Source organism: Streptomyces sp. NPDC004667 (genome assembly GCF_040609475.1).
Lineage (GTDB): Bacteria > Actinomycetota > Actinomycetes > Streptomycetales > Streptomycetaceae > Streptomyces.
Genome location: NZ_JBEXKC010000062.1, coordinates 1 through 21788, shown reverse-complemented (window position 1 = coordinate 21788; position 21788 = coordinate 1). Strand labels below are relative to the sequence as shown.

The 21788-nt window shown below is 72.6% G+C and carries 21 protein-coding genes and 2 pseudogenes; 11 read left to right on the top strand and 12 right to left on the bottom strand.

Annotated elements, in window-relative coordinates:
• Window positions 1-20: 20 nt before the first annotated feature.
• Window positions 21-464, bottom strand: coding sequence for a hypothetical protein (locus ABZW32_RS28310; RefSeq protein ID WP_356220970.1), 444 nt, complete (start codon window positions 462-464; stop codon window positions 21-23).
• A gap of 149 nt (window positions 465-613) precedes the next feature.
• On the opposite strand from ABZW32_RS28310, the gene ABZW32_RS28305 reads away from it, so the two are divergent.
• The 3 genes from ABZW32_RS28305 (at window position 614) to ABZW32_RS28295 (ending at window position 3329) form a co-directional block, all read left to right on the top strand.
• Complete coding sequence (locus ABZW32_RS28305) at window positions 614-1867, top strand: sensor histidine kinase (RefSeq protein ID WP_356220968.1); 1254 nt, start codon at window positions 614-616, stop codon at window positions 1865-1867.
• Window positions 1858-2505 (top strand): response regulator transcription factor, encoded by a 648-nt coding sequence (locus ABZW32_RS28300; protein ID WP_356220965.1) that lies wholly within the window; start codon window positions 1858-1860, stop codon window positions 2503-2505. Before ABZW32_RS28305 ends, ABZW32_RS28300 begins: the two co-directional genes overlap by 10 nt.
• A 71-nt stretch (window positions 2506-2576) precedes the next feature.
• Window positions 2577-3329, top strand: coding sequence for a hypothetical protein (locus ABZW32_RS28295; RefSeq protein WP_356220963.1), 753 nt, complete (start codon window positions 2577-2579; stop codon window positions 3327-3329).
• 28 nt (window positions 3330-3357) lie between these two features.
• Here the strand turns inward: ABZW32_RS28295 and ABZW32_RS28290 are convergent, their stop codons facing one another.
• The 4 genes from ABZW32_RS28290 to lanL form a co-directional block, all read right to left on the bottom strand.
• A complete protein-coding gene (locus ABZW32_RS28290) occupies window positions 3358-4155 on the bottom strand; it encodes an ABC transporter permease (RefSeq protein WP_356221014.1) in 798 nt (265 codons plus the stop codon).
• Between the two features lie 80 nt (window positions 4156-4235).
• Entirely contained in the window at window positions 4236-5384 is a 1149-nt protein-coding gene (locus ABZW32_RS28285; RefSeq protein ID WP_356220960.1) for an ATP-binding cassette domain-containing protein, read from the bottom strand.
• 262 nt (window positions 5385-5646) lie between these two features.
• Entirely contained in the window at window positions 5647-5802 is a 156-nt protein-coding gene (locus tag ABZW32_RS28280; RefSeq protein WP_356220958.1) for a VenA family class IV lanthipeptide, read from the bottom strand.
• Window positions 5803-5846: 44 nt separating this feature from the next.
• Complete coding sequence (gene lanL / locus ABZW32_RS28275; RefSeq protein ID WP_356220955.1) at window positions 5847-8519, bottom strand: class IV lanthionine synthetase LanL; 2673 nt, start codon at window positions 8517-8519, stop codon at window positions 5847-5849.
• Window positions 8520-9440: 921 nt separating this feature from the next.
• Between lanL and ABZW32_RS28270 the strand changes: the two genes are divergently transcribed.
• Window positions 9441-10280, top strand: coding sequence for a patatin-like phospholipase family protein (locus ABZW32_RS28270; RefSeq protein WP_356220953.1), 840 nt, complete (start codon window positions 9441-9443; stop codon window positions 10278-10280).
• Window positions 10281-10328: 48 nt separating this feature from the next.
• Here the strand turns inward: ABZW32_RS28270 and ABZW32_RS28265 are convergent.
• From ABZW32_RS28265 to ABZW32_RS28250, 4 genes and pseudogenes are all read right to left on the bottom strand, one after another.
• Window positions 10329-10841, bottom strand: a pseudogene (locus ABZW32_RS28265) (transposase).
• Window positions 10842-10884: 43 nt separating this feature from the next.
• Window positions 10885-11766 (bottom strand): NmrA family NAD(P)-binding protein, encoded by an 882-nt coding sequence (locus ABZW32_RS28260; RefSeq protein WP_356220951.1) that lies wholly within the window; start codon window positions 11764-11766, stop codon window positions 10885-10887.
• A gap of 118 nt (window positions 11767-11884) precedes the next feature.
• Entirely contained in the window at window positions 11885-12367 is a 483-nt protein-coding gene (locus ABZW32_RS28255; protein ID WP_356220949.1) for a hypothetical protein, read from the bottom strand.
• 156 nt (window positions 12368-12523) lie between these two features.
• A complete protein-coding gene (locus tag ABZW32_RS28250) occupies window positions 12524-13042 on the bottom strand; it encodes a MarR family transcriptional regulator (RefSeq protein ID WP_356220947.1) in 519 nt (172 codons plus the stop codon).
• Window positions 13043-13160: 118 nt separating this feature from the next.
• Between ABZW32_RS28250 and ABZW32_RS28245 the strand changes: the two genes are divergently transcribed.
• The gene (locus ABZW32_RS28245; RefSeq protein ID WP_356220945.1) at window positions 13161-13703 is read left to right on the top strand and encodes an NUDIX domain-containing protein; all 543 of its coding nucleotides are present in this window, start codon (window positions 13161-13163) and stop codon (window positions 13701-13703) included.
• 336 nt (window positions 13704-14039) lie between these two features.
• Window positions 14040-15212 carry a UDP-N-acetylglucosamine--N-acetylmuramyl-(pentapeptide) pyrophosphoryl-undecaprenol N-acetylglucosamine transferase gene (locus tag ABZW32_RS28240; RefSeq protein WP_356220943.1) on the top strand — a complete coding sequence of 391 codons (1173 nt, stop codon included), beginning with the start codon at window positions 14040-14042 and terminating at the stop codon, window positions 15210-15212.
• Window positions 15213-15282: 70 nt separating this feature from the next.
• On the opposite strand, the gene ABZW32_RS28235 is transcribed toward ABZW32_RS28240, so the two are convergent.
• Complete coding sequence (locus tag ABZW32_RS28235) at window positions 15283-16503, bottom strand: GNAT family N-acetyltransferase (protein ID WP_356220940.1); 1221 nt, start codon at window positions 16501-16503, stop codon at window positions 15283-15285.
• Between the two features lie 142 nt (window positions 16504-16645).
• Window positions 16646-17758, bottom strand: coding sequence for an ABC transporter substrate-binding protein (locus tag ABZW32_RS28230; protein ID WP_356220938.1), 1113 nt, complete (start codon window positions 17756-17758; stop codon window positions 16646-16648).
• Between the two features lie 197 nt (window positions 17759-17955).
• Here ABZW32_RS28230 and ABZW32_RS28225 point away from each other — a divergent pair, with 197 nt between their 5' ends.
• Together ABZW32_RS28225 and ABZW32_RS28220 are read left to right on the top strand one after the other, a co-directional pair.
• Entirely contained in the window at window positions 17956-18531 is a 576-nt protein-coding gene (locus ABZW32_RS28225) for a GNAT family N-acetyltransferase (RefSeq protein ID WP_356220935.1), read from the top strand.
• A 10-nt stretch (window positions 18532-18541) separates the two neighbouring features.
• A complete protein-coding gene (locus tag ABZW32_RS28220; RefSeq protein ID WP_356220933.1) occupies window positions 18542-19234 on the top strand; it encodes a hypothetical protein in 693 nt (230 codons plus the stop codon).
• A 23-nt stretch (window positions 19235-19257) separates the two neighbouring features.
• Here the strand turns inward: ABZW32_RS28220 and ABZW32_RS28215 are convergent, their stop codons facing one another.
• On the bottom strand, window positions 19258-19614 hold the full coding sequence (locus ABZW32_RS28215; RefSeq protein ID WP_356220930.1) for a hypothetical protein: 357 nt from the start codon (window positions 19612-19614) through the stop codon (window positions 19258-19260).
• 501 nt (window positions 19615-20115) lie between these two features.
• On the opposite strand from ABZW32_RS28215, the gene ABZW32_RS28210 reads away from it, so the two are divergent.
• The 3 genes and pseudogenes from ABZW32_RS28210 to ABZW32_RS28200 all read left to right on the top strand — a co-directional run.
• Window positions 20116-20634, top strand: coding sequence for a hypothetical protein (locus ABZW32_RS28210; RefSeq protein ID WP_356220928.1), 519 nt, complete (start codon window positions 20116-20118; stop codon window positions 20632-20634).
• A gap of 85 nt (window positions 20635-20719) precedes the next feature.
• Window positions 20720-21562: a DUF4097 family beta strand repeat-containing protein gene (locus ABZW32_RS28205; protein WP_356220926.1), complete on the top strand. Its 843-nt coding sequence runs from the start codon at window positions 20720-20722 to the stop codon at window positions 21560-21562.
• Window positions 21563-21636: 74 nt separating this feature from the next.
• Window positions 21637-21788, top strand: a pseudogene (locus ABZW32_RS28200) (ABC transporter); the annotation flags it as partial.

Below are 21788 nucleotides of genomic sequence, written 5' to 3'. Positions count from 1 at the left end.
CGTCACCTTTTTCTCACGGCTCAACGTGTCTTCGGGAACGCCGCCCGCAGGGGCGCGCCGCGCATCGTGAAGGCGATGCGGATGACCGGGAGTACGCAGAGCGCCTGCACCGCCGCGTACCACCACGGGCAGACGCCCGGGATCAGGTCGACACCGACGATCGCGACCGGGAAGACGGCCGAGATGCCGCGCAGGCGCTCGAAGGCCCGGCGGGAGCCCTGGGAGGCGGAGACGGCCAGGCGGTGGAGCAGTACCGCGATGAGGGGGAGCAGGATCGCGCGGATCCACATGAACGGGTTCACCAGGTGGCCGGTGCTCGCCACCGCGATGACCGCGAGGAGGGCGGCGGCGGTGAGCGCGCCGTAGATCTTGATGCCGGCCCGGGTCGCGCCGAAGGCGGCCCGCGCGGCGGGGGTGTTGAGGAGGTCCGGGTCGGTGGTCGTGGTGTTCGCGTTGGTTTCCATGGCCACGACGCTACGGAGCGGCCGTAGCGACCGGTATCGGCCTGGACCCACAGGGGGGTGGGGCCAGGCCCACTCCCCCGCCGGGCCGGGACCTCGTGGGCTCCGGGCGGTGCACAGTGGGGGTGTCGAACGAGGAGTGAGGGGGAGTCATGGGACGTGTGGGTTCATGGGTGGTGGGGGCCGGGGTGGGGTTCGGGCGGACGTGTGCGGCCGCTGCCGTCTGCCTGATCGTGCCGGTGGTGTGGGCCGCCGCCGTGGGGTTGGGGGTGTGGTGCGGGGCGGAGCACCCGTGGTCGTGGATCGGGCCGGCCGTGATCGTGTGCGCGGGCACGCTCGCCCTGTCGCGGACCGTCTGCCGGGCGGTCCGGTTCCTCGTCGCGCGGTGGGCCGGCACCGACATTCCCGCCGGGTACCTGGAGGCCGGGCCGGTGATGCAGTTGTCCACCGGGTACTGGTGGAACGGCTTCAGCTACGAGCGCAGCCGCCGGGACGCCGTCATGGACCAGCGGATGCGGCTGTGGTGGAGCGACCCCGCCACCTGGCGTGACCTCCGGTTCGCCGTCGTCGCCCCGCTCACCGCGGGGGTGGTGACCGCCCTCCCGCCGGCCGCGCTGGCCGTCGCTGTCCTCGGGTTCGCCCGGCCCGGAACCGCCGCGCGTCTCGTCGGGGCGGGCGCCCTGGTCCTGGCCGTCGGCTGCGGCCCGTTCGCCTGGCGGTCCCTCCACCGGGTGGCCGTCCGTTTCCTGCGGCCCTCACCGGCGATGGTGCTGGCCGAGCGGGTGGACGAGCTGACCTCCCAGCGCGCGGACGCCACCGTCGCGCAGGCCGCGGAGATCCGCCGGATCGAACGGGACCTCCACGACGGTGCTCAGGCCCGGCTCGTGGCCCTCGGGCTCTGTCTGGCCACCGCCGAAGCGCTGATGGACCGGGACCCCGGGCAGGCCAAGGCGCTGATGCGGGAGGCGCGGGCGGGGGCCGTCGCCTCGCTGACCGAACTCCGCGAACTGATCCGGGGCATCAGCCCGCCCGTCCTGAGCGAACGGGGGCTCGTCGACGCCGTCCGCGCGCTCGCGCTGGACGTCCCCCTGGACGTGGCCGTCCGCGCCGCGGGCCCGTTGCGCCTGGACCCGCCGATCGAGTCCGCCCTCTACTTCGGCGTCGCGGAGCTCCTCACCAACGCGGTCAAGCACGCCGGAGCCGGCCGGGCGCACGTCTCCCTCGTACGGGACGAGACGGGCATCGTCGTGGAGGTCGAGGACGACGGCCGGGGCGGGGCCGACGCGCGGCCCGGCGGCGGGCTCGCCGGCCTGCGCCGGCGCCTGGCCGTCTTCGACGGCACGCTCGCGATCAGCAGTCCCCCGGGCGGGCCGACGCGTGTGAGGATGGCCGTACCATGCGAATAGTCGTAGCCGAAGACCTGTACCTCCTGCGCGATGGGCTGGTCCGCCTGATCGAGGCGTTCGGGCACGAGGTGGTGGCCACGGCCGCCACCGGGCCCGAGACGCTCGAAGCACTGCGGACGCACCGCCCGGACGTGTCCGTCGTCGACGTCCGGATGCCTCCGACCCAGTCGGACGAGGGCCTGCGCGCGGCCCTCACCGCCCGCGCCGAGGTCCCCGGCCTACCGGTCCTGATCCTCTCCCAGCACGTCGAGCAGCTGTACGCCCGCGAACTGCTGGCGGACGGCTCCGGAGGTGTCGGGTACCTCCTCAAGGAGAGCGTGTTCGACGCCGACCAGTTCATCGGCTCCCTGGAGCGCGTGGCGCAGGGCGGCACCGCCATGGACCCGGCCGTGATCGCGAAGCTGTTGTCCGGCAGCGCCCCCGACCGGGGCCTGGGGCGGCTCACCGAACGCGAGTACTCCGTACTGGGCCTGATGGCCGAGGGGCTGTCCAACCACGCCATCGCGCGGCGCCTCTTCCTCAGCGAGGGCGCCATCAGCAAGTACACGACCTCCCTGTTCGGCAAACTCGGCGTCACGGACGACGACGACACCAACCGCCGCGTCCGCGCGGTGCTCACCTACCTCGACAAGGTCTGAAGGGGCTCGTCGAACCGGCACGGTCCGCGGTGCCCGTTCGTGGTCTCCTCCGACCTGTTTACCCTGGCCGGATGATGGATGTGGGGGAACTCCGGGTCGGTGACGTGCTGTCGGTCGCCTGTCCCTTCACGCCTGCCCGAGTCGAGCGGGGGGTGACGTGGGACCACGTGTCGGTGCGGTGGCCCTGGTGGGAGATCGACACCGGCAGTGAATTCCTGCACTGGAACGGGATCGTCGCTCTGGGGGTGGAGGGGAACGGGCGCACCTCGCCCGAGGTGGAGACGGAACTGTTCCGGACCGAAGCGCCGCCCGGGCAGCTGAGGGCGGGCGACACGTGCCGGGTCGGAGTGCCGCCGACCGTGGTGCACGTGACGGCCGTCGACCACCACGCCCCCCCCCCGCCGGAGACGGGCTGGCTGCCGCGCCCGCGTCTGACCGTGAGCGTGCTGCGTCGTGGCCTGTCCTATCGCGAGTTCCCGGAAGAAAGTCATCTCGACGGCACGGGGTACCCCATCCATCCCGGCGACGGGATCCCCTTCACCTTCGAGCTGCTGATGCGTCCGTACGCCTGGCTCCGGGCGGGCGACGAGGTCGCCGACGCCGCCGGGCGGGCGTGGCGGTTCGACGGGCCCTGGGACTGGGCCGCCTTCGACGGAGGACCGGCCGACGCGGGTCCGCGATGGCCGCTGGTCCTGCTGACCCGCGGGGGAACGCCGTGCTCCGTCGAGGACGCGGAAGCGGTGGCCACGGGCACGGCGAGCGGTTCGCACCGGATGGCGGTCCGGGACTGGATGTCCCTCACCGAGGCCTCGCCCACGCCCTGACCGGTCGGGATCACGGCGCGGCGCGGGGTCATTCGGGGCGGTTGAAGCGGTGGGCGGCCCAGAGCAGGGCCAGGGCCCCGGTCGCCAGGAGGGCCGTCGCTTCGAGGAGGAGCGGGGGCTGTTGGCCGAACCATTCGAGGCCCGCCACGGCCGCCCGGTCGGGTACCCGGAGGGTGATGCTGCGCCGGAGCAGGTCCACTCCGTAGGCCAGGGGGTTGAGGGCGGCCAGTGAGCGGGCCCAGCCCGGCAGGTTCTCCAGTGGGAAGAAGCCGCCGGAGAGGAACAGCAGCGGCATCATCACCAGGCCGAGCAGCATGTGGAACACCTCGGGGCGGCCCAGGGTCACGGCCAGGGCCAGGGAGAGGGCCGTGATGGTGAAGGAGGCCAGGACCATGCCGGCGAGGAGCAGGGCCAGGAGGAGCGGATCGTAGGGCAGGCCGACCGCTCCGGCGAGGGCGAGCAGGACGGCGCCCTGGACGGCGGCGACGGTGGTGCCTCCGGCGCAGCTGCCCAGGAGGAGGGTGGAGCGGCGTACGGGGGCCATCAGCAGTTCGCGCAGGTAGCCGCTCTGGCGGTCGGTGATCAGGCGGATGCCGACCATGATGGCCGGGGTCTGGACGGTCATCATCAGCATGCCGGGGAACAGGTAGGTCTGGTAGCCGACGCCGAGCGTGGAGTTGGGGATCAGGGCGGCCAGACCGCCTCCGAGGATGAAGAGGTAGAGCACCGGCTGGATCAGCATCAGGGCGGTGTGGGTGCGCTGGGTGGACAGGCGCAGCAGATCGCGGTGGACCAGAGCGTGGACGGCGCGCAGTTCACGGCGCAGGCGGTGCGGCGGCGCGGGGGCCTCGGCGTCGGGGCTGCCGGGGGTGTCCGGGGCTCCGGGCTTCTTGAGGGCGGGTGTGGTCACGGGCTCCCCCCGGTCGTCGCCGTGGTTCCGGTCGTCGCCGTGGTTCCGGGCGGCTGGGTGGTTCCGGTCGGCTGGGTGGTGGCGGGCGTGGGGTGGGGGCGGGCGGTGTGGATGCTGCGGCCGGTGTGGTGGAAGAAGACGTCGTCGAGCGTCGGCGGGGTCGCGGAGGCGGCCCGGACGGGGATGCCGTGGGCTTCCAGGGCCGCGCACAGGCGGGGGATCCAGGAGCTGCCGCCCGGCACGCGCAGGCTGATCCCCTCGGTGTCGAGGGTCGTGAGGGTGCCCGGCGGGGCGGTCCGGCGTACGACGTGGTGTGCGGCCGGGTCGTCGCTGGTGCGCAGGACCACCCGGTCGTCGCCGATCGCGGCCTTGAGCGCGAGGGGGGTGCCCTGTGCCACCAGGCGGCCGGCGTCGATGATGGCGAGGCGGTCGCAGTTCTCCGCCTCGTCCAGGTAGTGGGTGGTGACGAAGAGCGTGGTGCCCTGCCGGTCGCGCAGTGCGCGCAGGTGTTCCCAGACCTGGGCGCGGGCGTGGGGGTCGAGTCCGGTGGTCGGCTCGTCGAGGAACAGGATCCGGGGTTCGTGCAGCAGGCCGCGGGCGAGCTCCAGGCGTCGGCGCATGCCGCCGGAGAGGGTGCGTACCGGGGAGCGTCGCCGGTCGGTCAGGCCGACGGCTTCGAGGGTCTCGGTGGCGCGCCGGCGGGCGTGGCGGCGGCTCATCCCGTAGAGGCGTGCGTGGATGTGGAGGTTCTGTTCGGCCGTCAGGTCCGTGTCCAGGGCGCTGTGCTGGAAGAGCATGCCGACCTGTCGCCGCACCTGGTCCGGTTGGCCGAGCACGTCGGCGCCGGCCACCGTGGCCTCTCCGGCGGTGGGGCGGGCGAGGGCGCACAGCAGGGCGATGGTGGTGGACTTCCCCGCGCCGTTGGGGCCGAGGAAGGCGAAGGTTTCGCCTTGCCGGACGTCCAGGTCCAGGCCGCGAACGGCGTGGGTGGTGGTGCCGTCCGGGCCCGGGTAGCTCTTGACCAGACCGCGTGTGCTGATGGCGTACGCCGGCTCGGGCGCGGCCCCCGTGGCGTGCGGGCTCGTGAGGGCGGGCGTCGGGGCGGGTGCCTGGGCGGGGGCGTCGCCGCCGGCGTGTGGCTGCATGGTCGGGTCCTCGTCTGCGGGGTGTCGTCTGCGGACTCGGGCGTGGGGTGGTGGAGGGGCCACGCTCCGGCCGGCGGCGCCGGTGGGGCAGCCGCCGGCCGGAGGTTCGTGGGGCCCGTTTCGTCTTGTTCCGTTCGGGCGTCGACCGGGAGGGAGCACGGGTGCTCCCTCCCGGCGGGGCCGGTGTTCAGCTCCTCGGAAACGGGACCGCCGTCGTCTTGACCGCTGGGCGGTACCGGATCCGAAGGGGCTCGGCACCTGGTCAGTTACAGCTGATGCCCACACAGACGGTGTTGAGCAGCGTCAGCAGGCCGACGCACTCGCAGGTGTTGGCGAACGCCACACCGTCGGCGCCGACCGGGTCGGTCTCCGGAAGGGCGTGCAGGTGAGCCAGCAGTTCGAGGTCGCGGTTCTCCATGGCTTTCTCCTTCTCTGTGAGGTGGGCGGCAGGTTCCCTGCCGCTCAACCCGGCTGCTGGATCATCCAGTGCCGGGAGTCTGTGTGGCGGGTCCGCAGGAGGAACGCCAGGATTCCCGCGGATCCGTCGCTCCAGCCCGTCGAGACGTCCCCGTACTCGTTGGGGAAGACGACGTGGCCGTCGCGGTGGGCCCGTTCGGCGACGATGAGGCGGGCCAGGTCCTCGGCCGACGTGCGGTGGGCGGGATCCCCCGTGGCCGTGGCCATGTCGAGGAGGAAGTCGCCGTTGCCCGCCAGTCCGTGGCATTGGGTGAGGGGTGCGCGGGACGCCCGTTCCACGACGGCGCGGGCGGCGCGGCGGGCGAGGTCGCCGAACCGGTCGTCCCCGGTGGTCTGCCACAGCCGGACCAGGAAGGAGCCGATTCCCGCCGAACCGTGGCACCAGTAGGGGGCCGTGGGCACGTCCGCGGCCTGGGCCGGCCACTGGGCCGTCTCGCCGACCATGATGGCGGTGGCCACCAGCTCCTCCCCCGCCGCCAGGGCCAGGTCCAGGTGCTCCCGGCGGTTCGTGACGGCAGCGGCGGCGAGGAGGAAGCATCCGATGCCGGAGGTTCCGTGGGCGAAGCCGAGGTAGCGTTTGCCGGCTTCCTTGGCGACGGCTTCCGCGGGGATCGGCCAGCTCACGCCGGACGGCTCGGGCCGTGCGGCGGCGGCCAGCCGGTCGGCCGCGTCGGCGACGAGTGCGGCGAGGCGCGGGTCGCCGGTGCGGTGCCACAGGTGGGCGGCGGCCAGTCCACTGCCCGCGGAGCCGTGGGTGATGTCGTGACTGGGCGTCGGCTCCTGCGGAGCCAGGGCCAGGGCCAGCGCGTGGTCCGTGAGGGTGCGGTCGTCGACGGCGCGTCCGGCGTCGTACAGGGCCCAGGCGGTTCCCCGGCCCCCGAAGTGCAGGCCGGGGCGCGTGGAGCGGGTGTCCGTCCGGGCCGCGATCCAGTGGCCCGCGGTGGATATGGCCTCCGGCAGGCGCGGATCACCGGTGAGCTCGAAGTACCGGGTGAGGACCGCCAGGACACCGGCCGCGCCCTGCTGCACGGTACAGGGGTCGGTCTCCCCCGCCATGGTGGAAACGGGCCACAGCCGCCGCTCGTCCCCGGGGGTCATCGCATCGAGGAAGTGGTCCACGATCCCCTCGATCGAGGCCGCCGTCGCGTCGCGCCCGGGGTCCTGGCCCGTCGGCCCGGCGGCGGGGTGCCCGGGGAGCGTCCTGCCGGCGCGGCGGAGGGCCGCGCGTGCTCTGGCCGGGTCCCAGCGCTCGGCCGGATCGTCCTTCATCAGCCCGAGGATCGTCTCGGGGAGGCCGTCCGGCAGGCGGAGCGTGCGTCCGCAGGCGGCCAGCCACTCGGCGAGCCGCTGCTCCGCGGATCTGGTGGCGGGCTCCTCGGCCAGCAGGTTGGGTACCTTCCCGGCGAGGACGAAGCACAGCGTGGCGCCGAGGCTGTAGTAGTCGGCCGTCGGGGAGACGGGTGCGTCCGCCAGCCGCTCGGGGGCGCTGAAGCCCGGGGTTCCCACCGTCGTCGGCAGGGGGTCGTCGTCCTTCAGGACGGCGAGTTCGAGGTCGATCAGGCGCAGTTCACCGTCCGGCCGGACCATGATGTTGCCGGGGGTGAAGTCCCGCAGGACGCACCCGCACGCGTGCGCCGCGGCGAGGAGGTCCACCAGGCGCCCGGCCTGGGCCAGGGCGTCGGTGCGGTAGCGCTCACTGCCGACGTCGCGGAAGTGCTCGGCGACCCAGTTCCGCAGGGGGACGCCCGGTATCTCCTCCTGCGCCAGGAACAGGTGCCCGCCGTGCTCGAACATCGCGAGGGGCTCCGGTGCCAGGCCCGTGCCGGTGAGGTTCTCCAGTGTCCGGGCCTCGGCGCGCAGCCAGTCGCGTACGTCGTTGCCGGACGCGTCGGCCTCCACGTGGGGCCGGGCCTCCTTGATGACGACGGGTGCGCCCGTGGTGGCGTCCGTACCCCGGTAGACGCCGCCCTTGTTCGTGTGGCGTATCGCCTCCCGGACCGAGAAGCGACCGCCGAGCAGCACCGGGCCCGCCGCCGCCTTCTCCGGACGCGGTGGAGCCGGTACCGATGCGGGGAAGGGGCTGACCGCCCAGGAGGGCGGGGAGTACTGACCGGTGCGCACGTCCTCCACGGGGTTGCCGTCGGGGTCCTCGATGAACCACACGAGCAGTCCCTCGTCAGACAGTCTCCGCCGGCCCACGAAGGCGCCGTAGCGGTAGTGCACCAGGCTGTTCGCGGCGTAGGGCTGGTCCGACAGGATCCGGGGGCCGGCCAGGCCCGCCGTGGCCTGGTGCAGCTCCAGCGCGATCCGGGCAGCGTCGGAGTCGGAGCGCGGGTAGACGGTGATGAACTTCCCCGAGCTCCCCCGCGGCGTGGCACGGGAGTTGAGTGCGCTCACCTGCTCCAGGGACCGGGCGAACTTGAACGCCGAATGCTCTCTCAGCAGCACGTCCAGGGCCTTCCCGAGGACTGCCGGCGCGGAGGCGGAGGTCGCCGACACGTGCAGTTTCCAGCCCTGTTGGTGCTGCGTCGCGGACAGGGGCGTGAGGCGGCACCACATCTCGTCCGCGTCGGTGCTCCAACGCGCGCCCTCACCGGTGGCGTCCAGCGCCCGGCGGAGCAGATCTTCGAGGTCGACTTCGGTTGCGTGGCTCGTCATGCCCGTCCCTCTCAACGGCGAGGACCGCTGGTTGGAATATGCCTTCGGTAAGAAGAAACGTATAGCCGTGGCCCGATGGACGTCAGTCGGTTTGACGAGCGCACGGTGTTGTTGTGCTGTCGGATGGTGTCAACCGGCGCAGAAAAGAAGTGCGCGGGAGCGTATGGGGTGGCGATAGGCCCCGCGCACCCGGCAGTGCACCGAAAATGACTCCGACTCCGGGGGATGAATGCGTCCCGGGTTTATTCATTCGGAATTCTCCATGGACCGAAGAGGCTGCGGATGTTAAATCCTGGCCGACCGCGAGTGAACACACTATTTTCCGCACCGCCATCAAGGTCTTCACGCTCGACGGCGACCGGTGTCGCCCCCTTCACCTCTCCCACCAGGGGGTTCTTGGTGTCGACCCGAGCGCCACATTCGACAGGAGAGGCTTTTCCGGTTGCACTGAACGCTATCTGCGAGGCACTTACGCCGTACAGCTTTCCTCCCACTCCGCCCGCAGTAAAGGTCCGATCCCGCCACGACGCCTACCTGCTGCGGGACAGGGTCCGGCTTGTCACCGCGATTCACGATCACGCCCCTGAGCTGCACCTCTTCACGAAGGTTGAAGAATTAACGAATACCGAACTGCTGCTCGGGATCGACTGAAAAGCAAACTGGGGTTCCCTTACACACACCCGGACGCCGGCAAATGTGAGCCGAGGGAATGCAGCGCCGGGTGGGGAGTGGGTAAACGGAACGGCACTCGGCAGAGGGGTCCGGCCCGGTCCGGCGTGCGCGAGGGGGTGCGGGCAAGGGGGCACGCGGCGATCGGGCATGAAACGGGGAACGCTCCCCGCTTTGCGTGGTAACGTCAACCCCTCGGGAAACGGGGAATACTCACCGGTTGCCGGTTGACTCGTGGGAAGGACGCGGACGATGGCGGACACGGCTTTGGTACTGGGCGGCGGCGGAGCGGTCGGGCTCGCCTGGACCGTCGGGATGCTGGCGGGCCTGGCCGAAGCGGGCCTGGACCTCTCCGGCGCCGACGTGACGATCGGCACCTCGGCGGGCTCGGTGATCGGCGCCCGGCTCGCCTCGGGCGTGACGGCCGAGGCGATGTACGAGGAGAACCTCGCCGGGGCCCCCGAGCTCGACGTCACCGTCACCCTGGGCCAGACCGCCCGCTTCCTGTGGGCCGCCCTCGGATCACGCGACCCGGAGCGCTCCGTCCGGCGACTCGGCCGGGCCGCGCTGGCTGCCCGTACCGCCCCCGAGTCGGCCGTCCACAGCGCGGTCGCCACGCTCCTGGAGGGCGTACGGGAGTGGCCCGCCCACGGCCTGCGCCTGGCTGCCGTCGACGCCCGGTCCGGAGCCCTGGAGTTCTTCGACGCCGCCTCGGGCGTCACCCTGCCCGAAGCCGTGGCGGCGAGCTGCGCGGTACCTCTGGTCTGGCCGCCGGTATCGGTGGCCGGCCGCCGCTGGATGGACGGCGGCAGCCGCTCGACGGCCAACGTCCAGCTTGCCCGCGGCCATCGGCGGGTCGTCGCCATCGCCCCGATCCCGAAGGCGGTCGGTCCGCACCCGAGCGCGACCGAACAGGGCGCGGAACTCGCCGCGGGCGGGGCCTCGGTGGCCGTCCTCACCCCCGACCGCGCCTCGCGCGCGGCGTTCGGCCGCAACATGCTCGACCAGAGCCGCCGTGCCGCCGCCGCCCGGGCGGGGCACGTCCAGGCCGCCTCGTACGTGGACACCGTACGCGCGGTCTGGAAGCCCTGAGCCGGCCGACCGGCAGCGCCGCCGGCCGGCTAGGCCGTTGCCTGCGGATCACCTGGCTGACCGGATGAAAATGGCGGCGAGGTGGAGTCCGGCGAGGTAGCTGGTGGCGGTCTTGTCGTATCGGGTGGCGAGGCCGCGCCACTGCTTGAGCTTGTTGATGCACCGTTCGACGGTGTTCCGCTGCTTGTAGGCCTCGCGGTCGAAGGCCGGCGGTCGGCCACCGCGGCGGCCGAGGCGTTGGCGGTTGGTGGCCTGGTCGGCGGGCTGCGGGATCACAGCCCGGATTCCGCGCCGTCACAGGTGGAGGCGGATCGCCCGGGACGAGTAGGCCTTGTCCGCCAGGACCACGGCCCAGGTGCCGTCGGCCGCCCACATCCGCAGCCGGTTGTGGGCGCCCTTCCACGACCCGAAGTGCTCGGGCAGGTCCATCCACGGCGTGCCGGTGCGGTACTTGAACGCGATCGCGTCGATCACCTCCCGGTAATCACGCCACCGGCCACCCCGCTTCGGGGTCCGGTCCGGCAGCAACGGCTCAATACGGGCCCACTGGGCGTCAGTCAACGAAACACATCAACCAACGCTCCGATGATCTGAAGGAGACGGCCTAGGCCGTCCCCCGGTCCGCAGCACCGTGCGGCCGGAAATGGGCGCGGTGTTCCCGCAGGAAGGCGTCGAGGGTGCGGGGCGGGCGGCCCAGGATCTCGGCGACCGTGCCGGTGGGGGTTTCGGGGCGGGTCACGGCGAGCTGCTGGATCTCCGTCACGTGGTCGGCCAGCCAGGTGGGCATGTGGGCGCGGCGGACGAGGTCCTCTCGCATTTCGTCCCGGGCGAGGTTGACGTAGCGGATGTGGTTTCCGGTCAGGACGGTGAGCCTCGCGGCGAGTTCGGAGTAGGTGACGGCCTCGGGTCCGGTCAGGACGTAGGTGCCGCCCGCGATGTCCGGCCTGGTGAGGGCGGCTGCGGCGACGTCGCCGATGTCGCGGACGTCGATGTGGTTGCAGGGCGCGTCGCCCGTCGTGCCGAGGATGATGCCCCGGGCGACGGTGGGGGCCAGGCGCAGGAGGTTCTGCATGAAGGCGTAGGGGCGCAGGATGGTGTGGGTGGGGCCGCTGGCGCGCAGGTGTTCCTCGACGGCGTGGTGTCCGCGGGAGACGGCCACAGGGGAGTCGGGTTCGGCGGCGGGTGCGGAGATCTTGACGATGTGTCCGATGCCGGCCCGGGTGGCGGTGTCGATGACGCGGGTTTCGAGTTCCACCTGTGCGGGGCCGTTGGCCATGGCGAGGAAGAGCTGGTCGGCGCCCTCGAAGGCGGTGCGCAGGGAACGGGGGTCGGCGGCGTCGGCGTACTGGACCTCGACGGGCGGTTGGTGGGCGCCGGTCATCCCGGGGAGGGGCCTGTGCGGGGTGCGGGTCAGGGCGCGGACCGGTGCGCCGAGTGCGAGGAGGCGGTGGAGCAGGGCGTTGCCGGTCGCTCCGGTGGCTCCCATGACGACGATCATCGTGTGCTCATTCCTGGGTGGGTTTGGTCGGGCTCGGTTCGGTCGGGGTGGGTTCGGTCGGGCTCGTTCTTGTACGGCGGCCCGGCCGGGGTGTCGCTGGGGCGGGCTATGCCGGGGAGGCCGTGGTGGTGCCGCGCCAGCGCAGGGTGACGATGGTGGTGGCGAGGGCCGCGGAGGCGGGCAGGTCGATGCGCAGGCGCTCCAGCCACGGGCCGGCGGGAACCGGGGTGTGGGAGGGCAGCCATTGGGCGGCGAACCATCCCAGCGGGGCCGCCGCGCCGACGGTGGCGAGGACGAGGGCCGTGGTCAGGACGACGCGCGGCATGGTGGTCGTCCACCGTCGGGGCTGCCCTCCGTGCCGCAGCCAGGCGCCGACCAGGAAGGCCACGACGGCGGAGGTGCCGGCGATGGAGGTGCAGGCGGCCACGGCCAGGTCCCGCTGCCCGGTGACGACTCCGGCGGCACCGGCCGTCAGCGCGGGGGCCGCATAGGCGGTCAGCACCTCTCGCCACAGGGTGAACGGCCGGGCCGGCCGGGAGGCTGCCCGGATTCCGCGGGTTCCGCGGGTGCTGTCCTTCGTTGCGGGCATGTTGGCCCCTTTCTCGTTCGTGGGAGGGAAGCGAAGGGGTACGGCGGGGCCTTCGGGGTCAGCGCGCCACGTACGCCGATATGATTAGGCAGCTAACTATTACGCCGTAAAAGAGGCCCCTCCCAAGGGCGGGACCAAGCCCCGATGCGCGTCGCGTCAGTCCGCGAACAGGGCCGCACTACCGCGCACGACGCGGGCCAGCAGGTCCAGGAACACCGCACGCTCCTCGCCGGAGAGACCGTCCACCATCGCCTCGAGCCGCCCGAAATGCTCGGACGCCATGTCGCGCAGACGCTGCGCCCCGCGCGCGGTCAGGACGGCCACCGTGCCCCGTCCGTCCTCCGTGGACGGGCGACGGGCGATCAGGCCCTCGCGCTCAAGGCCGTCCAGCAGGCCGGTGACCGTGGCCCGGGAGACATCGAGGTCGGCCGCGAGGTGCGAGGGGGTCTTCTCGCCGCCGTGGTCTTCGAGGTCGGCGAGCAGCCGGTAGCGCCCCGTCGAGAGGCCGAACCTGGCGAAGTGCGCCTCGGCCGCCCGGCCGACCCTCGCACCCGCCGAGATCAGGCGCACCGCGACCAGCACCGCCTGCGGATCGACCTCCAGGCCGTAGCGCTCGACCTGCCGCCTGGCCTGGTCCAGCGTGGGCGCCTCGCCGTCGGTTCCGTTCCTCGTCATGCAAGTAATATGGCGCCTAATCACTTGGGCTGTCAAGGCGCCTCGATCCACGGCCCTGCGGTCACCCACACCGGAGCGGCCGGGCACGCCGCCCGGTCATCACCGTGATACTGGCGCCATGGCCAACACTCCCGACGACCACGCGACCGCCTTCTCCCGGATCAAGGTCCGCGCCGGGGCCGTCGTCTTCTGCGGCGATGACATCGCGCTCATCCGGCGGGAGCGCGCCGGCTCCGTCCATTACACCCCTCCCGGCGGCAACGTCGAGGACGGCGAAGACTTCCAGCGGGCCCTGCGCCGGGAGCTCGACGAAGAGCTCGAACTCGACGTGGACCAGGCGGAGGGCGGTGACCTCATGTGGGTCGTCGACCAACGCGTCACCCGCCCGGGCCCCACCCCGTCCCCGCGCAAGATCCACTTGATCTACCGCCTCCACATCACCCCCGAGGTCCGCGCCCGCCTCGCCACGCACGAGCTGGACGAACTGCCCGACGGCGGCCACGAGATCGGCGTCATCGAGTGGGTCCCCTACCGCGATGCCGCCCTGCTGCCGGTCTTCCCGCCCATCGGGCCCGCGCTCGCCGCCCTGGACCACCCCCGCGCACCGGTCGCCAACCCCGCCCTGGAAGCCGTGACGGACGCGAACTACACCTGGGTCTGATACCCCGACCGCGAGCGCGCCCCCATCGCGGGGGGGGCGGGGCGGGGGGGGACGGCCTCGGCGCGGCCCGGCCCCCGGGCGGCTGCCGCCGTCGAGCGGAGCGAAGGTCGCTCGACGCCCCCGTGGCCCGTCCAGCTCCTGTGCAGATGGACGACGTTCCCCCCCCTACGGACGGATCGGCGCCCGGGGACAGGGAATTGGGCCCGCACCCGCACCCTCGCGAGGCGCGCTCGGGCGCGGCGCGACCGGCCGGGGGTCGTGCGTCGCGACGGTCGCGCCGCGACGACGCCCGACCCCCGGTCGTGGTCACCGGCCGTCGAACAGTAGGGTGACCAGGTGGATACTCCCTCGCTCCCGCGTTCTTTCCGGCTGCTCGTGACGGGCGGCGGCACCGGCGGTCATACCTATCCGGCCCTGACTGCGGTACGGACCCTGCAGGGCCGTCTCGCAGCCGCGGGCAGCACCCTGGACGTCCTGTGGATCGGTACCCAGGACGGTCTTGAGGCGCGTGTCGCCCCGGCGGAGGGCATCGCCTTCAAGACGGTGGCCACGGGGAAGATCCGTCGCTCGTCGAACCCGCTGAAGATGCTGTCCGCCGCGAACGTGAAGGACATGGCCCGGGTGCCGCTCGGCGTGGCACAGGCCCGTGCGATCGTGTCCGAGTTCCAGCCCGACGTCGTCCTGGCGACCGGCGGTTACGTGGCGGTTCCGGCAGGTCTCGCCGCACGGCTCAACCGGCGCCCGCTGGTACTGCACGAGCAGACCGTCCGGCTCGGCCTGGCCAACCGCAAGCTCGCGAGTTCGGCGACCCGGATCGCGGTGTCCTCGGAGTCGTCGCTGGCCCTGCTGCCCGCCGACGTGCGGGACCGGGCGGTCGTCACCGGGAACCCGGTGCGGCCGGAGGTGCTGTCCGGTCACCCGGACAAGGCGGTCGAGGCGCTGGCGCTGTACGGGTTCGACCGGCGGCTGCCCACGGTGTACGTCACGGGTGGTGCGCAGGGCGCCCAGCAGATCAACGGCGTCGTGCGGGACCTGCTCCCCTGGCTGCTGACCTACGCGAACGTGATCCACCAGTGCGGCCCGGCGAACGTGGACGAACTCCGCAGTGCCGCCGCCGCCCTCGACCCGGTCCTGGCCGGGCGGTACCACCTGACCGGCTTCGTCGGGCCGGAGCTGCCCGACGTACTGGCGCTGGCCGACGTGGTGCTGTCGCGGAGCGGGGCCGGCACGCTGGCGGAGCTGACCGCGCTGGGCAAGCCGGCCGTGTTCGTGCCGCTGGCCACCTCCGCGGGGAACGAGCAGGCCCACAACGCCCAGCACCTGGCCGACGCGGGCGCGGCGGTCGCCCTGCTGGGCGAGGTCACGACGCAGGCCCTCGGGGACGCTCTGGGCCCGCTCCTGACCGACCCCGGTCGGCGCGCGGCGATGGCGGACCGGGCGCGTGCGTACGGCAGGCCGGACGCCGCGGACCGGCTCGTGGACGTGCTCCTGGCCGCGGCGAACGGCTGATCGCCTCCCCGCGGCCGGCCGGTTCCCGGGCCCTGCTGGCTCCCTGACCGGCCCGGCCGCGGGTGCGCCGTCAGAACCAGTGGAGGCAGTGCGGGGTGCGCTCGGCGCGGAAGAGGGCGTCGGCGAGGACGGCCGCGTCCGGGTGATGGGCCCGGACGTGCCCGGCGCGCACGAGCGTGCTCGGGGCGGTGCCTCCGAGGTAGACCGAGCCCAGATCGCTCACGTCCAGGGACAGGTCGGGCTCCCGGTCCGTCGGGACGCAGTCCGCTGTGCCGTTCCGGACGGTCAGCAGGTAGCGGCTGCGTTCGCCGAGGAACGGGTCGTCGACGTCGAGGACGAGCTCGCCGTCGGTGAACCAGCCCCGTGCGGTCAGCGCACGCGGTACGTCCAGCAGCCTCACCCAGAGCCAGTCCGTGTCGTCGCTCAGCTGGCCGGCCCGGAAGTCGGCGAGCTGCCAGCGGAGCGGATGCTGTGGCGGGAAGCGTTTGAACACGACCTGAGTGACCAGGTCGTGGCCGAGCAGGAACCGGGCCAGGGCCGTGGAGACGGCGTCGTCGGTGGCGATGGTCTCGTCGACCGTCAAGGTGGCCGGTCCGTCGACCGAGTAGCTGGCGTACCCGTCCGGTATTCCGTCGGCGTCACGGTGGACGGCGACGTAGCGCGGTGCCGGGGCGACCGGGGGCTGCCCCGCGCCCAGGGCCCACCAGCGGTGCGGCCGGGACAGCGCACCGGGCTGTGCCCGGCGGTACCGGTCGTAGACCTCCTCCAGGATCTCGCCGCACTCGGCGCGCCGCAGCACCTCCACCGAGCCGGTCGCCGGTGCCCCGGCGACCGCGCGCGCCCGGGGTACTGCGAGGGCGGCCTCGCGGCGCGGCACGGTCAGGCGCGTCGTGTAGGTCGCCGGTCCGTAGCCGAACCTGCGGTAGATGAGGGCCTCGGAGGCGAGCAGCACGGAGAGGAACTCCCCCCGGTCCCGCAACTCGGCGATCTGGTGCCGCATCATCGCACCGAGCACGCCCTGGCGCCGGTGCGAGGGCAGGACGCCCACGGCGGTCACTCCGGCGGCCGGAACGGGGACCCCACCGGGGAGGGTGAGCTCGAAGGAGTGCGCGCCGGCGGTGCCGACGGGCCTCCCGTCCGCCGTCAGGGCGAGCAGGCAGCGATCGGTTTCGAGTGCCGACCACCAGAGTCCGCCGCCGTCGACCGGGGTTTCCCGGAAACGCCCGAACGCGGCATGGACCGTATCGACGAAGACGTCGAAGTCTTCATCGGTCGTGGAACGAATCTCCATTGCGGGCCGCCGCCTCCTCGATGAACCGGCACCACGACTCGTGGTGCCGGGCCACAGTGCAGCGTTGATCCGCGGTCGGGGCAAGTGAATTACGGACGGTCCCGGGGGCGGTCACGGCACCGCCCCGTCCCCGCGTCGTCCCTCAGCCGGTGTGGAGGATCCGGAAGCGCGCCGGTTCCGCCGGATCCCGGTCGACGACCTGGACCGGTGCCCAGGCCCATTGCCAGACGCTGATGTCCGGCGTGCGGGAGAACCGGATCCGCCCCCGGGTGCCTTCGACCGTGACGTGCGGCCAGGATTCGGCGATGCGCGCCCGGTCCGGGCCGTGGGAGCGCAGCACGTCGGCGAGGACGGTGACCGTGTCGTAGCCCTCGAAGGCGACGAAGGAGGGCGCTTCGGCCAGCCGCTCGCGAAGGGCCTTCGCGACCCGTGCGCCGAGTGGGCCGAGGTGCTGGGGCAGGTAGCGCAGGAACGGGACCGCGGTGCCGGCGGAGCCCAGCAGCGTCGCCCATTGCGAGAATTCCGGCTGCCCGGCCGGGGCGCCGATCAGGACGTCGGCGAGGCGCGGGTCGCGGCGGACGGACCGGACGATCGGCACGGTCGGCTCCGGGTGGCCGACCAGGAGCAGCAGGGCCGTCGCCCGGTGGTCGACGAGTGCGTCGCACACGGCCTCGGGGGCGAGCTCACGCATGTCGAGTTCGATGACGGCTGCGCCGCGTGGAGCGAGGTGGTCCCGCAGGATGCGGGTCCCGGAGGCCCAGTAGACGCTCGGATCGACCGCCAGGGCGATGCGGCTGTGGCCGGCGGCGAGGAGGAAGTCCGCGTAGGTCCGCCAGCCGTGGGACTGCGCCGGGGCGAGGCGCGCTACCCATGGCGTCGGCTGTTCGGTGAGCGCGTCGAGCACCGCCGACGAGCAGAGGAACGGCAGGCCGAGGGCGTCGGCCCTGGCAGCGGCCGTGCGGGCGACGACGCTGTGGTACTCCCCCGCCACTGCGGCCACGCCCAGGCGGTCGAGTTCGTCGACGGCCGCCGCGGCCTTCTGCGGATCGGCCGCGGTGTCCCGGACCACCAGTTCCAGTGGGCTTCCGGAGATCCCTCCGGTGTCGTTGACCTCGCGCACGGCCAGTTCGAGGCCGGCGAGCAGGTGCCGCCCCGCCTCGACCCAGCCGGGAGGGGTCAGCGGAACGAGGGCGCCGATACGGACGGGGGGTCCGTCGGTGCGTACCGCAGCGGAAGGCGATGGGGGCGTGTTCATGTGTGGGTGTCTCCCGTGTGGCGATCCGGTCGGGGTGCGCCCGGATCGCTGAGCGGCGCCCGGTCGTTCGCGTTCTCGTCGACTCGCCCCGGCGGGCGCACCCGGGCGACCGTGTGGGACATTGCATCGACCACGCCGCCGGGTCGCAACCGAATATCCGGTCGACACGGTGGCCGTGATGACGTTTGCTGACCGGCATGCCAGAGCTGCGTACCGACCGTCTCGTGCTCCGCCGGTGGCGGGAGTCCGACCTCGAGCCGTGGGCGGCGATGAACGCCGATCCGGAAGTGCGCGAACACCTGGGGGAACTGCTGACGCGGCGGCAGAGCGACGCCGTGGTGGCCCGTATGCGGGCGGACTTCGACGCGCGGGGATTCGGCTGGTGGGCACTCGAAGCACGGGAAACCGGTGAGTTCCTCGGGCGTGCCGGCCTGGACACGGTGGACGAGGGCATGCCGTTCACGGGGGTGGACGTCGGTTGGCGGCTGGTGCGTTCGGCGTGGGGGAACGGCTACGCCACCGAGGCCGCTCGCGCCTGCCTGGCCTTCGGCTTCGAGACCCTCGGGCTGCCGGAGGTCATCGCGACGACGACCGTCGGCAACCTCCGTTCCCAGGCGGTGATGCGGCGCATCGGGATGACCCGCGATCAGGCCGACGACTTCGAGGATCCGAGCGTGCCCGAGGGGCCGCTCCGCCGCTGTGTGCTGTACCGGGCCCGTCCGGAGAGCAGGCGGAAGGGGGGCGGTCCTCCTCGGGGTGAACGCCGACGCTAGCGTGATCACCATGTACGAGATCAAGGGCGTGAGAGCCACGCCGGGCGGACGGTTGAACGTCCGGTTCCACAAGCACGGCTTCGTCGTCAGACCGGACCGGCGCGCCGGCCGCGTCGCCGAAACCCTCTTCGGCGACGGAGCCGGGTGCATCACCGCACTGGTGCTGCTCGCCTCGGTGGGGGTGTTCACTCTGCTCCGCAAGAACGGGGCGCCGGAGGCCGCCGTCACGGCCTGCATGTGGGTGTTCATCGTGGCGGTCTGCTACGGCACGCTCATCGCGCTGTTGCACTGGACCGCCGGGGTGGTCGCCAACGTGCTGCTGTTCCTGTTCGTCATGGTGACGTTCCCCGGGCTGCTGATTCCGGGCTACCGGCGAACGGTGGCGCGCCGGCTGCGCGGCGGCGGTCCGGAGACCGAGCCGGGGTGGGTTGCGGGGACCGCTCTCCTCGGGGTGTGGCATCAAGTGGATCCGCGGGGCGTCGCCGTGGTGACGGTCCAGCGGACCGACGGATCCGTCACCGCGTACGTTCCCCCGGCCGACAAGGCCCGCAACCTGCACGACCATTTCGAGACGCTGCTGCGCAACGCCCGCCCGGCCCCGGCTCCCTACGGGCAGCCGGCACACGGCGCTCCGGCGTACCAGCCCTGGCAGGGGAACCCGGGCCACCACCCCGGCCATCACCCGGGCCATCCGCACGGCTGACCCCCGCCCACCCCGGTAGCCGGTCAGCGGAACGCGTCCGCGTGTTCCTCGGCCCACGAGCGGAACGTCCGCGCCGGCTTCCCCAGCACACGCTCCACGGTGTCGTTCACCCGCTCGGGGGACTCCACGAACGTCCCCCACGCCCGCAGTCTCGCGTCGACGAACTCCGCGTTCCCCCACGCCGCCGTCAACTGCCTCCGCGCCACCTCCACCGGCAGGTCCTCCCACCACACCTCGCGGCCGACGGCCTCACCGATGATCCTGACCTGCTCGGCATGAGTGATCGACTCGGGGCCGGTGAGCACGTACGCGGCCCCGTCGTGCCCGGACGAGGTGAGCACGCGTACGGCCACGTCCGCGATGTCACGCTCGTGGATCAAGGATCTGGAGGCCTGCCCGTACGGCCGGCGGACGACCCCCTGCCTGTGGTGCCGGTCGCGCCGGTCACGAGAATCCTGGTCACTGTCGCACCAACCGCGACCGCGCCGGCGGTATGCCCTGCAACGGACTTCGGCAGTCGCCCGGGCCCCGCCCGACCGACCAGGGGTGCCCAGTCGGCGACGGACCGGACGTGCACCTCGACGAGGGTCGCGACGTCCCGCGGCAGCGCCTCCCCCGGGCCGCGCGGGCCCGACGCGACCGCCCCGTCGGGCACCGGGCCGCAGGCACCCCCGCACACCCTGATGGCACCACCTGGCACCACCTGGCACCACTCGGCTCCATCCGCCACATCCATGCCCCATGGGCATGGATGACACCACAGCGCGCGCCTGCCAATGCCATCACATTTCCCCAGGTCAGAGCCAGTTCACCCAGAAGCCGGCCCCCGAACGCCCGCGAACCCCTTGCGCATGGCGCCACTATGGCGCCATGATGGCGCCATGGACCTCACCCCGTATGTCGACACCCTCCGCCGTGAACTCGCGGTGGCCGCCCAAGCCGGCGGCGACGAAGCCCGGGAGCTTGCCGAGAGGCTCACCGCTCCCCTGGAGTCGGCGACGCGGCTGACCATGCTCCACGTACTCTCCGCCGCGATGGACGAGATCACCCGCGAACTCGCCCCCGGCTCGGTCGACGTACGACTGCGCGGACTCGACCCCGACTTCGTGGTGACGCTGCCGCCCTCCGACGGCGGCGCCGTGGAGGCGGTTTCCGCACCCGTCGAACCGGTCGGCGCGCAGGCGCTCGCCGAGGGCGACGAGACCGGCACAGCCCGCGTCAACCTGCGCCTGCCCGCCCACCTCAAGGCGCGGGCCGAGGAGGCCGCCGGCCGTGAGGGCCTGTCGGTCAACGCGTGGCTGGTGCGGGCCGTGTCGGCGGCGGTCGAGGGCGGCGCCCGACCGGGTACGCCGCACAAGTCCCGGACCATCGGACAGAGCTTCACAGGATGGGTCCGCTAGCCGCCCTCCCCCTTCCCTTTCCACTTCACCCACACCACGTCCCACCAGCGGGGACGCCCACAAGAGCCAAGAGGACGGGACAGCCATGCCTTCTTTCGACACTCCCGAACCGGTCTCGGTCACCGCACGCGTGGAAGCCGGTTCCATCCAGTTCACCGCGGGCGACCGCCCCGACACGGTCGTCGAGGTGCGGCCCCGCGATCCGAATCGGGACCTGGACGTACGGACGGCCGACCAGACCGAGGTCACGTACACGGGCGGCGTACTGACCGTCAGGACGCCCAAGTCCAGCCTGCTCGGCCGTACCGGAACAGTCGACGTGACGGTCGAACTCCCCATGGGCTCGCGCATCGACACGACCGGCGCCTGGACCCAGGTGGTCGGCGAGGGGCGGCTCGGTGAGGTCCGTGTGAAGACCTCGTCCGGCGACGTCCGCCTCGACGCGACCGGCCCGCTGAAGCTGACCGCCTCGCACGGCTCCATCACCGTGGACCGGATCGACGGCACGGCCGAGATCACCACCAGCTCCGGCAGCCTGCGCGTCGGCGTCGTCGACGGCCCCGCCGTCCTGAAGAACTCGCACGGCACCACGACCGTCGACGCCGCCACCGGCGAACTGCGGGTGAGCGGCGCCAACGGCGACATCGAGATCCGTCGCGCCGAGGACTCGGTCACCGCCACCACCGCCCACGGCACCCTGCGCGTGGGTGAAGTGGCGCGCGGCACCGTCCAGTTGGAGACCTCCTACGGGGCCATCGAGGTCGGCGTCCGGGAGGGCACGGCGGCCTGGCTCGATGTCCACTCGGGCTCCGGCCAGGTCCGCAACTCGCTCACCGCGTCCGATACCCCGGGGGACGCGGAGGACACCGTGAAGATCCGCGCCCGCACCCGTTACGGCAACATCGACGTCCGCCGCGCCAAGGTCTGAGGCCAGGGGCTCCGCCCCCGACTCACGGCCCAGCCGCTCCCCCATCCATTCCAGCCTTCGAACGGGAGGGCACCATGCCTTCGTCTGTCATGTCCACCTCAAAACACCAGGACAGTCACCCGTCGCCGACCGCCATCGCGGCGAACGGGCTGCGCAAGTCCTACGGTGACAAGACCGTCCTGGACGGCATCGACCTGGCCGTCCCCGCAGGCACCGTCTTCGCCCT